At 71.8% G+C, this 15,249-nt stretch carries 11 protein-coding genes and 3 pseudogenes; 11 read left to right on the top strand and 3 right to left on the bottom strand.

Annotated features, from left to right (window positions below):
• Nucleotides 1-5 precede the first annotated feature (5 nt).
• From AB1460_RS19255 to AB1460_RS19245, 3 genes are all read left to right on the top strand, one after another.
• The gene (locus tag AB1460_RS19255) at nt 6-827 is read left to right on the top strand and encodes an ABC transporter permease (protein WP_368963015.1); all 822 of its coding nucleotides are present in this window, start codon (nt 6-8) and stop codon (nt 825-827) included.
• Nucleotides 814-2,799: a dipeptide ABC transporter ATP-binding protein gene (locus AB1460_RS19250; protein ID WP_368963013.1), complete on the top strand. Its 1,986-nt coding sequence runs from the start codon at nt 814-816 to the stop codon at nt 2,797-2,799. The genes AB1460_RS19255 and AB1460_RS19250 overlap by 14 nt, the downstream gene beginning before the upstream one ends.
• A 617-nt stretch (nt 2,800-3,416) precedes the next feature.
• Complete coding sequence (locus AB1460_RS19245; RefSeq protein ID WP_368963011.1) at nt 3,417-5,459, top strand: protein kinase domain-containing protein; 2,043 nt, start codon at nt 3,417-3,419, stop codon at nt 5,457-5,459.
• A 117-nt stretch (nt 5,460-5,576) separates the two neighbouring features.
• On the opposite strand, the pseudogene AB1460_RS19240 reads toward AB1460_RS19245, so the two are convergent.
• Nucleotides 5,577-5,897 (bottom strand): annotated as a pseudogene (locus AB1460_RS19240) (IS6 family transposase); the annotation flags it as partial.
• Between the two features lie 230 nt (nt 5,898-6,127).
• Here AB1460_RS19240 and AB1460_RS19235 point away from each other — a divergent pair.
• The 3 genes and pseudogenes from AB1460_RS19235 to AB1460_RS19225 form a co-directional block, all read left to right on the top strand.
• A pseudogene (locus AB1460_RS19235) lies at nt 6,128-6,535 on the top strand (DDE-type integrase/transposase/recombinase); the annotation flags it as partial.
• Between the two features lie 132 nt (nt 6,536-6,667).
• Nucleotides 6,668-7,153, top strand: a complete 486-nt coding sequence (locus AB1460_RS19230) for a hypothetical protein (RefSeq protein ID WP_368963009.1) — start codon at nt 6,668-6,670, stop codon at nt 7,151-7,153.
• A gap of 136 nt (nt 7,154-7,289) precedes the next feature.
• Complete coding sequence (locus tag AB1460_RS19225) at nt 7,290-7,454, top strand: hypothetical protein (protein ID WP_368963042.1); 165 nt, start codon at nt 7,290-7,292, stop codon at nt 7,452-7,454.
• Nucleotides 7,455-7,507: 53 nt separating this feature from the next.
• Here AB1460_RS19225 and AB1460_RS19220 read toward each other — a convergent pair.
• A pseudogene (locus AB1460_RS19220) lies at nt 7,508-7,663 on the bottom strand (DDE-type integrase/transposase/recombinase); the annotation flags it as partial.
• A 490-nt stretch (nt 7,664-8,153) separates the two neighbouring features.
• On the opposite strand from AB1460_RS19220, the gene AB1460_RS19210 reads away from it, so the two are divergent.
• The 3 genes from AB1460_RS19210 to AB1460_RS19200 are packed head-to-tail and all read left to right on the top strand — an operon-like array spanning nt 8,154 to nt 11,669.
• Nucleotides 8,154-8,579: an allene oxide cyclase barrel-like domain-containing protein gene (locus AB1460_RS19210; protein ID WP_368963007.1), complete on the top strand. Its 426-nt coding sequence runs from the start codon at nt 8,154-8,156 to the stop codon at nt 8,577-8,579.
• 4 nt (nt 8,580-8,583) lie between these two features.
• On the top strand, nt 8,584-9,627 hold the full coding sequence (locus AB1460_RS19205) for a 3-oxoacyl-ACP synthase III family protein (protein ID WP_368963005.1): 1,044 nt from the start codon (nt 8,584-8,586) through the stop codon (nt 9,625-9,627).
• Entirely contained in the window at nt 9,624-11,669 is a 2,046-nt protein-coding gene (locus AB1460_RS19200) for an HAD-IIIC family phosphatase (RefSeq protein WP_368963003.1), read from the top strand. The genes AB1460_RS19205 and AB1460_RS19200 overlap by 4 nt, the downstream gene beginning before the upstream one ends.
• On the opposite strand, the gene AB1460_RS19195 is transcribed toward AB1460_RS19200, so the two are convergent.
• A complete protein-coding gene (locus AB1460_RS19195; RefSeq protein ID WP_368963002.1) occupies nt 11,580-12,221 on the bottom strand; it encodes a TetR-like C-terminal domain-containing protein in 642 nt (213 codons plus the stop codon). The two genes, AB1460_RS19200 and AB1460_RS19195, sit on opposite strands and share 90 nt — an antisense overlap.
• Nucleotides 12,222-12,342: 121 nt before the next feature.
• Between AB1460_RS19195 and AB1460_RS19190 the strand changes: the two genes are divergently transcribed.
• Nucleotides 12,343-14,019 (top strand): MFS transporter, encoded by a 1,677-nt coding sequence (locus AB1460_RS19190; RefSeq protein WP_368963000.1) that lies wholly within the window; start codon nt 12,343-12,345, stop codon nt 14,017-14,019.
• A 99-nt stretch (nt 14,020-14,118) separates the two neighbouring features.
• A complete protein-coding gene (locus tag AB1460_RS19185) occupies nt 14,119-15,192 on the top strand; it encodes an LLM class flavin-dependent oxidoreductase (RefSeq protein WP_368962998.1) in 1,074 nt (357 codons plus the stop codon).
• Nucleotides 15,193-15,249 lie beyond the last annotated feature (57 nt).

The raw sequence follows: 15,249 nt of genomic DNA, 5'->3' as shown, positions 1-15,249 counted from the left end.
ATCCGTTGAGGAGGATCGGGCCCGGCGTGGCGATCAGCGCCCTCCTGGTGGCCCTGGTGGGCCTCGCCGCGATCTGGCCGGGCCTGCTCGCCCGGGCCGACCCGAACGCGGTCGAGCCGGTGGACGCCCTGCTCGGGCCGAGCGGCGCGCACTGGTTCGGCACCGACCAGCTCGGCCGGGACGTCTACAGCCGGGTGGTGCACGGGGCCCGGGTGTCGCTGTTCATCGGTGTCGGCGCGACCGCCATCGCGTTGCTCCTCGGCTGCCTGGTCGGGATGCTGGCCGCCGCCTGCGGCCGGCTGGTCGACGAGATCCTGATGCAGATCACCGACGTCCTGCTGTCGTTCCCCGGGCTGCTGCTGTCGCTGCTCGTCGTGGCCGTCCTGGGCCCGAGCAGCACCAACGCGGCCATCGCCATCGGCCTGTCCAGCGCGCCCGGGTTCGCACGGCTGGTGCGGGGCGAGGCGCTGGTGATCCGCCAGGCCGGTTATGTGCGCACCGCGGTGACGTTCGGCGCCGGGCGCGCCCGCGTCCACCTGCGCCATGTGCTGCCCAACGCGTTCGCGCCGCTGCTGGTCCTGGCGCTGCTGAGCGTCGGCGCGGCCGTCATCGCGGGTTCGTCGCTGAGCTTCCTCGGGCTCGGCCCGCGGGTGCCCACCGCCGAGTGGGGCTCGATGCTCGCCCAGGGCAAGGACTTCCTGACCATCTCCTGGGCGATGGCGGTCTTCCCCGGGCTCGCGATCACCGTGACCGTGATCGCCATCAACATCGTCGGCCGTGATCTGCAGCGGCGCTTCGAGGGGAGACATCCCGGTGGCACGTTCTGAACGGACCGCCACGGCGAGCCCGCTGCCCACGGCCGGTCGGGCGCTGCCCACGGCCGATGGCGCACAGCCCTCGGCCGGCCGCGTACAGCCCACGGCCGGCGCGGGGCCGCTGATCACCGTGGAGGATCTGCGGGTCACGTTCGCCACCCGAGGGGGGCCGCTCGCGGCTGTCCGCGGGGTGAGCTTCACGCTGTCGCCCGGCGAATGCCTGGCGATCGTCGGCGAGTCGGGCTCGGGCAAGAGCGTCACCGCCCGCGCGCTGGTCGGCCTGGTGGGCGCCGGTGGGTCGGTGTCGGCGGGCCGGCTCGAACTCGCCGGCCAGGACCTGCGTGACCTGCGCGAACGCGACTGGCGGCGGATCCGCGGCCGGCGGGTCGGGCTGGTGCTCCAGGATGCTCTGTCCTCCCTCGACCCGGTCCGTACGGTCGGCGCCGAGATCGCCGAGACCCTGGGCAACCACCGCCTGGTTCCCCGGGCCGCGCGGGCCGCCCGGGCGGTGGAGCTGCTGGCCGAAGCCCGGGTGCCGGAGCCCGCGGTACGCGCTCGGCAGCGCCCGTACGAGCTGTCCGGCGGGCTGCGCCAGCGGGCGCTGATCGCGTCGGCCCTCGCCGGGCAGCCCTCCGTGCTGGTCGCGGACGAGCCGACCACCGCGCTGGACGTGTCCGTGCAGGCGCAGATCCTCGACCTGCTCGCGGCCCGCAAGGCGGACGGGGAGGCCCTCCTGCTGATCAGTCACGACCTCGCCGTCGTCAGCCGGCTGGCGGACCGGGTCGCGGTGATGTACGCGGGTGCGCTCGTCGAGGAAGGCAGCGTCGAGGACCTGTTGCGCTCGCCGCGTCATCCCTACACCCGCGAGCTGCTCGCCGCCATCCCGTCCGCGCACGCCCGCGGCACCCGGCTGGCGATCCGCCGGGACGCGGCAACGGGGCCGGCCGTCACCGCGCCGGACGCGGCCGGGTGCCGCTACGCCGCCCGCTGCCCGCTGGTCCAGGCACGCTGCCGGTCAGCGGAGCCGGAGCCGGTGGCGGTCGAGGCCGAGGTCGGGTCCCGGCCCGACAAGGCGGGTCCGCGGGACACCGCCGCCGCGGTCGCGGTCGCGGTCGCGCATCGCGCCTGGTGCTGGCGGACGGACGAGCCGTGGCCGGCTCCGCAGGCAGGCCCGGCGCGCGGCCGGGTGCGGCGCGCCGACGACGTGGTGATCGAGGTCGACACGGTCTGGAAGAGCTTTCGCGGGCCGGACGGCTCGCGCCGGCCGGCCGTCCGCGGCGTCTCCTTCGAGCTGCGGGCTGGCGAGACGGTCGGGCTGCTCGGCGAGTCCGGCTCCGGCAAGAGCACCACGGCGGAGATCGTCCTGGGGCTGCTGGAGCCGGACGACGGGGCGGTGCGGCTGCACGGAAGACCCTGGTCACGGCTGCCCGAGGCGGCCCGGCGGCCGGACCGGCACCGCATCCAGCTCGTCCCGCAGGACCCGCTCGGTTCCTTCGACCCGCGTTACACCGTCGAACGGATCGTCGGGGAGGCGCTGAGTGCGCCGGGCCGCCGCGCGGCAGCGCGCCGACGGGACCGGATCGTCGAGCTGCTCGGCCTCGTCGGGCTCGGCGCCGAGGTGCTCCCGCGCCGCGCCACCCAGCTCTCCGGAGGCCAGCGGCAGCGGGTCGCCATCGCCCGGGCGCTGGCGCCCGAGCCGGAGGTGCTGGTCTGCGACGAGCCGGTGTCCGCGCTGGACGTCTCCATCCAGGCGCAGATCCTCGACGTGTTCGCCGACGTCCAGGACACCCTCGGTGTGGCGATGCTGTTCATCTCGCACGACCTGGGCGTCATCTACCACGCCTGTGACCGGGTCCTGGTAATGCGGGACGGCGAGCTGGTGGAACAGGGCGACGTCGAACAGGTGCTGCGCGCACCCGCGCACGACTACACCCGCGCGCTGCTCGCCGCCGTCCCGCGTCTGGACACCGCGACCTTCGCCTGATCCACCGGGCGAGCATGCCACGATCGAAAAGGGCGCTCCGTGCGTGCGCGCGGTTCTCGTTGCCCGACCACGAACGCGGCGTCCCCAGGTGCCGCCGGTCATCAGCTGTCCGATCTGCTCGGCGGTCAGGCACATCCCCGGTCCAGGCAGGCGGTACAGGGCCGTTCAGCGCTTCAATACATCCACGGACCGCCACTCCGGCGAGTCGCTGGACGATCACGATCCGAAGCATGCCGACGGCCCCTCTCCACCGTCATACGCGGGCATGTCCGACCCGCAGCACGAAGGTCCTGTCCTGACCGGAAGCAACAGCGCCCTCGCCCACAAGTAGACGACCCGCACCCGCCTGCATCCGCCTGCATCCGCTTGGCTGGAATGCGCCGGTCCTGACTGGTTCGGGAAGGTCCGGATTGCGGCGTTGACATGCCATGCCCCGATACGTTGAGGGTCCCACTACGATGGGATGATCACGGCGAGTCGCTCGTCGAGCAGCGGGGTACGAGCCCTGGGACGGCGACTCACTGGTCGGCACGGAACCCAGGCCACCTGGTGGCCATCGGGTTCTTGGCGCGGGGGGCGTCTGGTGATCGAGGTTCGTTTTGATACTTGACCGGGCTGTGCTGGAAGCAGCGCTTCCTGACTACGAGATGGGCGCCGAGCTCGGGCGCGGTGCGTTCGGGTTGGTCGTGGCTGCACGACACCGGCATCTGCACCGCGACGTCGCCGTCAAAATCCTTGCCGGGTTCGGTGGCGCCGACGTCGCGGCATTCGCAGCGGAGGCGCGCACGCTCGCCGAGCTCGACCATCCGCATGTTGTGCGTGTCTATGACTACCGGGAACACAGTGGCCTCGGGCTGATCATCATGGAGGTGCTTCCCGGTGGGAACCTGCGCGCTCGGATGCGCACGGTGGCCGCGCCGGGGCCCGGTCCTGCGGCGGTCACCCGCCCGAGTGTCGAGACGGTGTGCGCAGTCGGGTTGGCGGCGGCTGGTGGTCTCGGTGCCGCGCATCGCCGAGGCGTGCTCCATCGCGACGTGAAGCCGCAGAACATGCTGTTCACCGCGGACGCGAAGCTGAAGATGACCGACTTCGGTATCGCCAAGGCGCTGGACGGCACGGCGGTCGCTGCCAGCAGGGTCATCGGGACACCGCAGTACATGGCCCCCGAGCAGTGGAACCTGGGCACGCTGCGCCCCGCCACTGATATCTACGCCCTGGGCATGATCCTCCATGAGCTCCTCACCGGCCGGCATCCGTTCGCTCATCAGCCCTCGACGCTGGAGTCCCTGCGCGGCGCCCACCTCGACGAAGATCCGCAACCCCTGGAACCACTGGGGATACCGCGGGCTATCGCCGAGGTCGTGGCCCGCGCCGTAGCGAAAGATCCAGGCGACCGCTACCAAGATGCCCAGGCGCTGGCCGTGGACCTCGCGGGTGCCGCCGCGTTCTCGCTCGGCACCGACTGGCTCAGCCGTTCCGCCGTGGATCCGGAACTTGAGCAGACAGTGCGCTCGGCTGCCGCCGGCACCACCTCACGGCCCCTAGATCGTCTGAGTCCCGGCGACCGGCAGAATCCGACGGGCCACGCCAGTAGCGATCTACACGCCGGCGCGCACGAGCCCGTAGCGATCACTGAACGGGTGGCTCCGCCGCCCGGCGACGACACACGCATCCAGCCAGGCAACCCGCCGCTGCCCGCTGGGGCGACCCCATGGACAGCGACCTCGCTGCCAGGACTAGATGTCCAGCACACACCTGCTGCCCCCTACGGCACACCACCCGCGCAGGGCAGACCGGGAGACCGAACGCCAGGCCCGCCTGGTGGTGGGCCTCGCCGCAACCAGCGGGCCGTCGTCGCCGCCGTCGTAGTTGTCCTGGTCCTCGTCGGGGGCATCGCCACGCTGATCGCGACCAGTGGCGGCGACACCGACGACAGGACAACGGCGAACGCGGCCGCCCTCTCACCGACCGCCGGTGCTCCGGGCGCCACCGGCGACATCAGCCGGGCAGAGACCAGCACCAGCGATGAGACCCCGACCGCGAGTTCCGGCGGTACCGCACCCCCGCAAAAGACGGGCACGGCGACCTGCCTCTACACCCCGACCGGGGAGCAGGCATCACGATCAGCGTCGCTCCCGCCCGGTGAAGGCGTCTCCACCGCGACAGCCACCATGGTCATCGCCACCAGCGAGGGCACGATCACAGCCACCCTCGACGGCGCGAAAGCACCCTGCACCGTCAACGCGCTGCGCTCCCTCGCAGCATCCGGCTACTACACCGACACCCCGTGCCACCGCCAAACCGGCGGCGCCGCCGCCGGCATCTCCGTCCTCCAATGCGGCGACCCAACCGGTACCGGCACCGGTGGTCCTGGCTTCGGCTACGCGAACGAGAACACCACAGACGTGAACTACAACCGCGGCGTGCTCGCCATGGCCCACAGCAGCCAGCCGGACAGTAACGGCAGCCAGTTCTTCATCAACTACGCCGACCCGACCCCCGCCGGTACCTCCGCACTCGCTGGCAGCTACACCGTCTTCGGCTACATCGTCCAAGGACTCGACGTCCTCGACGCACTGACCTCACCCGGCATCGCAGGCGGCACCTCGGACGGCGCACCCGCCTCCCACGCACGAATCCTCTCCATCAAAATCACATAAAAACCAGGGTGTGCGGGGCTGTCGCATTGCGGAGGATGCAGCCCGGGCAGTCGCGGCGGACGGCCTGAAGAACCGCGGCGACCAGCCCCCGCTGTGGGTAGAGGCCTCGGGGAGCAGCTCGTCGAGGAGCCGCATGAGATGGGTGCCTTGTCCATGGTGGCCTTCGCCCCCGGCGACCTTGACGGAGGTCTTGTCGAGGAACCCCCTGCCGCGCGGGACAGTCCGGCAGGGCAGGGCCGCCTCGACGAGCAGGGTGCGAAGCCCCGCACCCACCGGTACACGGTCACGTGATCAATACAGAACCCCTTCAGCGAGCAGCTCCTTGACGTCCCGGCACGACAGCGTGAACCGCAGATACCAGCGGACCGCCAGCAGGATCACCTCCGACAGAAACCGGAATCCCGCGAACTCCGACGTCGGAACCGGTGCGACGGACACGACGGAAAGATCGAGAGAATGGAGGCGTCACAGTGACAAAATTCTGCCCGAGTAAAAAACATCAGCACCGCAGCTATGGATCCGCTGTCGGCGCAGCACTGCGCCGATCCCGCGATGCGGGGGAACTACGTGTCTACCGCTGCTCAATCTGCCGCCACTGGCACCTGACAAGCCAGAAGAAAAGCCCTTGGAAAAGACGCGACGGCGATATCGGAATGGCTCGCTGACCCAGCACCCACCGCGATCAGGCCGCCGCCCGCCGGTTCATCACCGCGGCGCTGTCCCCTGGCCGGCGGCCGGTCGAGGTCACCACCGACAAGGTACCCGTCTACCCGCAGCTCCTCGACGAGCTCCTGCCCGAGGCCTGCCACGTCGACGCGGCTCGGGAGAACAATCGAATCGAAGCCGATCACGGCCGGCTCAAAGCCCGACTACGGCCGATGCGCGACCTGAAACGCCTCCGCTCGGTCCAGACCGTCAGCGCCGGACACTCCCTGATCCAGAGCATCCGCCGCGGCCACTACGAGCTCGCCGTCGACATTGACCCGAGGCTGCGGCTGGCCGCCGCGTTCGCCGAACACAACACTGCCCGTCACTGTCTACCGGTGGGTACGGCGCTTCAGCGGCAGATCCGATAACAGGACCAACGCCCGCGCGAGCCCGGCCCCGCCTCCTGCCTCCCACCCGCTCACCCCCCCAGATCATCAACGAAGGCATCGGCTGATGATAAGAGGGCTGTCCGCGCGGGCGGCGGGGGGTTCGTTCCACTCGTGCGCGGGATGCGGGCTGTCTGGAAGATCCGTGCGGCGACAGAGGACATGGCCGCGACTCCGCCCCTGCTGGTGGCCGCAGGGGTGTTCCGGTCAGACCATCGGCAGGTCGGGATCATGGTTCGGGGGCGGGTGGCGATGGTGGATGTCGGAATCGCCGAGCTGATCCGGACGCTATGGCGCCACCGGATCGAGACCCGGTACTCCTGCCAGGGCGGCTTCGACCCGAAAACCGGTGAGGTGGCGGAGGCCTACATCGCCTTCCCCCACCCGATCGAGTTCGCGCGTTTCGAGTGTCTCGTCGAGAACTGCCCACCGGCCTGGAAGGAAACGGGGAGCCCACACCTCCCACACGTCCTGCGGTTCCCACCCGCCGGCATCGACTGGCTGACCGCCCAGCTCAAGGGAACCGCCCTACCTCCGGAGGGTCACTCTTCCCCACCTGATCACGGCCGGAGCGGCCCTGCTGTGCGCTGTACGCTCTGAACACGCACCTGCACCGGCACAACGGTTGCTGCACCCTGGATCCAGGCCGTCCACGGCTGACAGGTCCCACGGCCCGGAGGGCCCCGCTGGTTCCCTGACCAGCAGCGACACTGCAGGCAGGCCGTAGGATCACGGCGTGCCGGAGTACGAAATCGAGTGGACCACCGGGGAAGAGGTAGTCCCGGGATTTCTGGCGATATGGTCTGCCACTGTCGAAGCAGAGGACCTCGACGCGGCACAACGGGTGATCGACGAGCTGGAGCGCGAGCAACGGGAGATCGAGAACCTGTGGGATGGGTGACCAGCCACGATCTCGCGCCTGGTCGTCGGACGGCACTGTTGCGTTCTGAGGGGGCGGGGCCGGGCTTTCAACCGGCCGTGATCGGTTTCGATCCGGTTGTTCTCCTTGGCGGCGTCGACGTGGCATGCCTCGGGCAGGAGCTCGGAGAGGATCCGCGGGTAGACCGGTGCTTTGTCCGTGGTGACCTCGACCGGCCGACGCCCACTCATCTCCTTGAATACCCTCGCTGGGCATCGCTCCGCACCCCGGAGGTTGCGCCGGCCAACGTACGAAGCCGGTGCAGGGCGCGGCATCGGCGTCGGGCGTCTTTCCGACGGACGGGACGTTGCATCATCTGGAGATTGGGATTCAAGCAATCCAGCCTTCGCCGTATCACGCGGGTCCCCCAGCACGTCGCCCCATACGCCTGGGCACAGCCGCTGGTTTCCTGGCATGCTGTTGTCCCCTTCGGCCTTTCGGCCTCGGGTAAGCCATCAGACCCAGGAACCTCCCTCCGAGTCCCTCCCAGCTGAGCTCTGGGGATACGGCCAAGCGCCTCGTGGCGCACTACGTCTCATCGACGAACCATCTGTCGCTGGGTCGGTGCCGGCACGGCCGGGCCGCCTCGGCGAGTAGGGGCGTGAAGCGCTGCGCCTGGGCACGATCGCTGTGGTCTCGTGCGCTTAGCCCGCCTTTAGCGGCCCCTCCCATCCTGGGGCCATGTCACAGCACCCCAGCGGTCTCATCATCATCGGGCCCCTCACCGAGGTGACCACCGAGCTCAAGCTTGGCGACGGGGTCCTCGGCGCACCGAAGGTCGGCGACTACGGCACCTACCAGGACGATCTCATCGACGCGGACGACAAGAAGATCGGTGAGGTGTTCGGGCGCGCCGAGGGCGTGTACCAGCGTCCGTCCGACGGGCACCTTTTCAGCTGGTACGTCGAGGACATCACGCTGCCCGACGGCACGGCCACCTACGAGGGGCCGCTCGACGTGACCGCGGCGCAGTCCTCCGTCCTGCTGCGGTTCCCGATCGTCGGTACCGGCGGCCGGTACGAGGGCCTGCTGGGTGTCCGCGAGGCGCGTGTGCTCAACCCGAAGCTGTACGTCGACGTGCGGTTCGTGTTCTTCCCCGAGGTCTGACCCGATGACCGGCCAGGAGGTTCAGCTGCGCTCGGTCGGCACCGCGCTGCCCGGGCCCGCGATCGACAACGCCGCGCTCGCGCGGCGCTTCGGGCTCGGCGACGTGTGGGAGCAGTGGGTCGAGACGTTCCTCGGCACGCGCACCCGGCACCTCTCCGTCGACCTCAACACGGGCGAGGTCGACGGGTGGCTGGCCGACCTCGGCACGCTGGCGGGGCAGCGGGCGCTGGCCGCGGCGGGGGTCGCGGCGGGCGACGTCGACCTGCTCGTGCTCGCCACGTCCTCCCCCGACCAGCTGATGCCCGCCACGGTGAACGTCATCGCCGACCGGCTCGGCATCGACGACATCCCGAGCTTCCAGCTCCAGTCCGGCTGCTCGGGGGCGCTGCAGGCGCTCGACCTGGCCCGTCAGCTGCTGCTGGGCGGCCGGCACCGGACGGCGCTGGTGCTCGGCGGTGACGTGTCGGCCAAGCAGTGGGACCTCACGGCCGACCCGCGCTCGGTGCCGCAGGGCGAGCTTGTCAGCGCCGCGATGTTCGGGGACGGCGTCGGCGCGGCCGTGCTGGGCGTCGGTGACGCCACCCCCGGTGCGGTGGTGCTGCGGGAGGTGCGGGTGCGCCTCGGCGGTCTGGGCCGGCCGTCCGGGCACGTCGTCGAGTGGTTCGGCATCGCCGACCGGGACCGCCTGCGCTCCGGCGTCACCGAGGACTACAAGGCCATCGAGCAGCTCGTCCCGGGGCTGGCCGAGCAGGTGCTCGACGAGCTGCTCGACGACGTCGGCTGGAAGCGCTCCGAGATCGACTACCTGCTGCCGCCGCAGTTGTCCGGGCGGATGACCGCGAAGATCGTCGAGCAGCTGGCGGTCGAGGGGGCGGCGGAGGTCACCGTGGTGCCCGACACCGCCAACACCGGCAACGCGCTGCCGTTCTTCCAGCTTGAGCGGCTGCTGCCACGGCTCGCTTCCGGCGAGCGGGCGGTGGCGGTGGCGATCGAGTCGAGCAAGTGGATCCGCTCCGCGTTCGCGCTGGAGAAGGCGGCGGCGCCGTGACGGCCACGGCGGATGGTCGCGTCGCGCCCGCCAGGCGGGCGGCTGCCGACGAGCTGACCGTGCTGGCGCGGGCGGGCGGGCTGGCCGGCGCGTTCCCGCGGCTCGCCGGGCTGTTGGCCGAGGCGGCCGAGGAGGAGCTGGCCCGCGCCGGCCGGCTGCTGGCCCGGCTCGACCCGGCCGACGTGCTGGCCGCGCATCCGGCGACGCCCACCGTCCGGATCGCCGTCACCGGGCACGGCACGCTCGCCCCGCTGGTGCCGGCGCTCACCGGGGAGCTGGCCCGGCACGGCCTGCTGGCGGTCCCCCGGCTCGGCGACTTCGACTCCTGGGTCTTCGAGCTGAGCGATCCCGAGAGCGCCCTGTACCGGCACGGGCCGGACCTGACCCTCGCGGTGCTCGACCCGGCGATCGTGTTCGACGAGGTCGGGCTGCCGTGGGGGCCGGACGACGTCGCGCGGGTGCTCGAGGAGAAGCTCGATCTGGTCGAGCGCCTGGTCGCGGGCTTCACCGCGGCCAGCCGCGGCACACTGGTGCTCAACACCCTGCCGCTGCCGCGGCGGTACGCCGCCCAGCTGGTCGACCACCGGTCCCGGGCCCGGCTCGGGGCCGTGTGGCGGGCGGCCAACGCCCGGCTGCTCGGCCTCGCCGAGCGCGAGCCCGCCGTGGTCGTGCTGGACCTCGATCCGCTGCTCGCCGAGGGCGTCCGGGCCGTCGACCCGCGGCTCGCCGCCTACGCGAAGGCGTACCTCTCCGGCGAGCTGCTGGCCGGCTATGCCCGGGAGGTCGGCCACCTCGCCCGCGCTGTCGCCGGACGGACCAGCAAATGCCTCGTTCTCGACCTGGACGGCACCGTGTGGGGCGGCATCCTCGGCGATGACGGCATCGAGGGCATCGAGGTGGCCGACAGCTTCCGCGGTGAGGCGTTCCGGGCGTTCCAGCGCGTCGTCCGCCAGATCGGCTCGCAGGGGGTGCTGGTCGCCGCGGTCAGCAAGAACGAGGCGGCGAACGTGCGCGCCGCCCTCGCCGATCACGCCGGCATGACGCTGCGCGCGGACGACTTCGTGCGGGTCATCGCGAACTGGGAACCGAAGCACGACAACCTGCGGGAGCTGGCCGCCGGCCTGAACCTCGGGGTGGACAGCTTCGTGTTCGTGGACGACAGCGCCTACGAGCGCGGGCTGGTTCGCGAGACGCTGCCCGGCGTCGCCGTGGTGGCGGTGGATGAGGACCCCGCCGGCCACGTGGACGCGCTGCTGCGCGACGGCTGGTTCGACACCCGCGAGCTGACCGCCGAGGACCGCGCCCGCCCCGGCGCCTACCGGGCCGAGGCGGCCCGACGGGACTTCACCGCGTCGGCATCCTCGCTGGAGGACTACCTGCGCGGGCTCGGCGTCGAGGTGTGGCTCGGGCCCGTGCGCGACGACGAGGTGCCGCGGGTCAGCCAGCTGACCCTGCGCACGAACCAGTTCCACACCACGACGCGCCGGCTGCAGCAGGCCGAGCTGCGCGCGTACGCCGACACCCCCGGCAACGCCGTGCTCGCCATCCGGTCACGAGACCGGTTCGGGGAGAACGGGCTGGTGGGAGCCGTCTTCCTGCGCCGGCAGGCCGGCGCGGCACCCGAGGCCGACACCGTCGTGCTGGAGAACTTCCTGCTGAGCTGCCGGGTGTTCTCCCGCGGCATCGAGCAGGCGGTGCTGGCCGCCGTGCTGCGCCACGCCCGCGAGGCCGGCGCCGCGGCGGTCATCGCCCGCTACCGGCCGACAGCGAAGAACGTCGTCGTCGCCGACCTCTACCCGCGGCACGGCTTCGCCGGCCCGGGCGGCACCGGCGACGGCGACGGCGACGGCGACCAGAGCTTCAGGCACGACCTCGTCACGCTGCCGGCCGTACCGGGGCACCTCACCCTGCACGACACGGTGGCGCTGGACGCCAGGACCGCTCCGGGCGATCTACCGGGTGGCCGCTCGCCCGACCACCCCGCACAGGGTGAGCAGGACGTCGTCGACGACCGAGACCAGGTACCGGTCGGGGACGGGTGACCCGTCCACCATCGAGCGGCGCAGCACCATGGCCGGGCCTATCTCCGCCACCAGCGGCGACACGGCCGCCGGCCGGACCTCACCGCGTGCGGCGCCGGCCTCCAGGATCTCGAGGATCCGGCGCTCGCACGGCCCCATCACCAGATCGCCGATCAGCGACTGGCAGTCCGCGCCGGAATCCACCGCGGCCATCTGCAGCACCGAGCCGTGGGTGGAGTTGACCGTCCGCTGCACGCAGCCGAGCACCGCCAGCAGGTCCAGCCTCAGATCACCGGTGAGCACGACGGCGTCGGGGGTGGGGAGCACGTGGCGGACGGTGGCGAGGACCAGGTCCTCCTTGCTGGGCCACCGGCGGTAGAGAGCCGCCTTGCCGGTGTGCGCCGCGGCCGCGACGCCGTCCATCGTCAGGCGGACGTAGCCGACCGAGGCCAGCTGGTCGAGCACCGCCTCGAAGATCGCCGCCTCCAACGCCGAACCGCGGCGGCGGGTCGACGCCGGCGCCGGCGCTGGCGCCGCTCTGTCAGTAACCGAAGACGACGGAGTGGCCGTCACCCCACACACCTCCCCCTACCCGGTCATCAGGTCGTTGCCGTCGGCGACCGGGCACCTCTATAGTAGACGCCATCGTTCCTTAGTCGCGCTACCCGCGGGTGGCCACTGCTTGGAGGTACCAGTGTCCACGTCAACGACACCGGGCGCGGAGGTACGCGCGCCTGGCGGCGGATTCACCCGCCGGCCGGGGATCGCACTGGTCGTGATCGCCATCTCCGAGCTGATGGTCGCCCTGGACGCGACGATCGTGAACGTCTCGCTGCCGGCCATCCAGCAGGACATGGGCTTCTCCGCCACCGACCTGTCCTGGGTGCCGAACGCCTACACGCTCGCGGCCGGTGGTCTGCTGCTCCTCGGCGGCCGGATCGGCGACATCTACGGTCGCCGCCGGGTCTTCCTCACCGGCGTCGCCGTGTTCACCGTCACCTCCGTGCTGGCCGGCCTCGCTCCCGACGCGGGCTGGCTGCTGGCCGCGCGGGCGCTGCAGGGGGCGGGCGCCGCGCTCACCGCACCGAACGCGCTCGCACTGATCGCCACGAACTTCCGGGCGGGCCCCGAACGGGACCGCGCGGTCGGTGTGTACGCGGCGGTGACCGGTTCCGGTGCCGTGATCGGCATGATCGGCGGCGGCATGATCGCCACCTGGGCGTCCTGGCCGTGGGTCTTCTTCATCAACGTGCCCATCGGCATCCTGGTGCTGGTGCTCGCGCCGAAGTTCCTCAGCGAGGCCGCGCGCACCCCGCACCGCCTCGACCTGCCAGGGGCCTTCACCTCGACGCTCGGCGTCGGCGCCCTGGTCTACGGGCTCGTCCGGGCCGCGTCGGACGGCTGGAGCGACGGCCAGGCGCTGATCGCCTTCGCCGTCGCCGTGGTGCTGCTGGTGTCCTTCCTCATCATCGAGCCACGCACACGCGAGGCCCTGACCCCGCTGTACCTGTTCCTGAACCGCAACCGCTCCGGCGCCTACGCCGTGAACCTGTTGATGATCGCCAGCATGCTCGGGATGCTGTTCTTCCAGACCCAGTTCTTCCAGGAGGTTCTCGGGTTCAGCCCGCTGCGCACCGGCCTGGCCTTCCTCCCGATGACGTTGGTGATGCTGCCGGCGACCCAGCTGGCGGCACAGCTGATGATGCGGGTCGGCCCGCGGCCTGTGGTGTCCGCCGGTGCCCTGGTCGCCGCCGGGGCCGCGATCTGGCTGGTCCAGGGCATCTCACCGGACAGCGGCTACGTCGACACGGTTCTCGGCCCGCTTCTGCTCATCGGCCTGGGCATCGGGCTGATGATGGTGCCGCTGACGGCGGTGGCCGTCTACGGCATCCGCCCGGAGCAGGCCGGCGCCGGTTCCAGCCTGCTCAACGTCACCACCCAGGTCGGCGGCACCCTGGGACTCGCCATCCTGGTCACGGCGTTCGGGTCGGCGAGCCGTGACGCCGCGCGGTCCCCGGTCGGCGACACGCCTACCGACCAGGCCCACTACGTGCTGTCCGAGGGCATCGTCGGCGCGTTCCGGCTGGCCGCGATCTTCCTGGTGGTCGCGACGGTCCTGGCGATCGTGGTGATCAACGCGAAGGCGTCCGAGCTCAGCTCGGCGGACCCGCACGCACTCGCCGTCGGAGCGGCCGACGCGGCCACGCCGGACACGAACCTGCCGGACTCGAACCTTCCGGGCGCAGACCTGCCGGAGCAGTCCGTGCCCGACCCGGAGGTCACACCCGCTGGCACAACCAGCGGCAGCACTGGAGCGGCCAACGGGCGGGCGCGCACCACGGCGACGGACGCCGCGACACCGAGCGCCTAGCCGGCCAGCCCCTCCCGGCCAGCCCCTCCCGGCTCGCCTCCCGCTCGCCCGCGGCCCGGCCGGGAACGCGCGACCGACGATCTGAAGGGAACCACGACCTTGCCCGACGACGCATCGTCCCCCGCCCGCCGACCGACGTTGTCCGTGCTGGACATCGCGCCGGTGATGAGCGGCACGTCTCCGTCCACGACGCTGCGCAACACACTCGACCTGGCCCGGCGGACAGAGGCCCTCGGCTACCACCGCTACTGGCTCGCCGAGCACCACAACACGCCGAGCATCGCGAGCTCGTCGCCCGCCGTCCTCATCGGCCAGATCGCCGCCGCGACCTCGACGCTGCGGGTCGGTGCCGGCGGCGTCATGCTGCCCAACCACCAGCCCCTCGTCGTCGCCGAGCAGTTCGGCACGTTGGCCGCGTTCCACCCCGGCCGGATCGATCTCGGCCTCGGCCGGGCGGCGGGCACCGACCCGCTGACCGCCCAGGCTCTCCAGCGCGGCGGCGGGCAGCCACGCGGCGACACCTTCGGCTCGCAGATCAGCGAGGTGCTGGGCTTCCTCGGCGCCCCCGGCGGCGGCAGGCGGGGCCCGGTCGCCGCCTACCCGCAGGCGGAGACCCCGCCACCTGTGTGGGTGCTGGGGTCCAGCCCGAACGGTGCGCGGCTCGCCGCCGAGCTCGGCCTGCCGTTCGCCACCGCGCACCACTTCAGCCCGCAGAACACGGTGAACGCGGTGACCGCCTACCGTCGCGCGTTCCGGTCGACCGGGAACCTCGCCGCGCCCTACGCGGTCGTCGCCGCCGTCGTGATCGTCGGGGAGGACGACGCCCAGGCGCAGCGGCTCGCCAGCTCGGTGGAGATCGCCCATCTGGAGCTGTTCACCGGCAACCTCGGCCCCTACCTGAGCCCCGAGGAGGCCGACCGGGCGCCGTACTCCCCCCAGCAGCGCCAGATCGCCCGGGACTCGTTCGCACCGCAGCTCATCGGTGGTCCCGAGACCGTCCGCCGCCGTGCGCTGGAGTTGCTCGCGGCCTCCGGCGCGGACGAGCTGATGGCCCTGACGATCGTGCACGACCACACCGCCCGGGTCCGTTCCTACGAGCTGCTCGCGCAGGCGCTCGCGGGCGGGGCCGCCGCCGTGTCGAGCCAGCCGGCCGCCGCGCTCGGCGCCGGCTGACCGGCTCCGGGGGAGATCGTGGCACCGGCCCCACCGCGGCGGGTCACCCGTCCCGGA

It is taken from the genome of Parafrankia sp. FMc2 (genome assembly GCF_041008525.1).
In the GTDB taxonomy this organism is placed as follows: domain Bacteria; phylum Actinomycetota; class Actinomycetes; order Frankiales; family Frankiaceae; genus Parafrankia.
The sequence above is the reverse complement of the archived record's forward strand: the minus strand, read 5'-3'. Positions and strand labels throughout refer to the sequence as shown.

Excerpts from the sequence above, each read along its gene's own strand:
- AB1460_RS19210 (WP_368963007.1), top strand. The coding sequence starts at position 8,154 with ATGTCACAGCACCCCAGCGGTCTCATCATCATCGGGCCCCTCACCGAG.
- AB1460_RS19205 (WP_368963005.1), top strand. The coding sequence starts at position 8,584 with ATGACCGGCCAGGAGGTTCAGCTGCGCTCGGTCGGCACCGCGCTGCCC.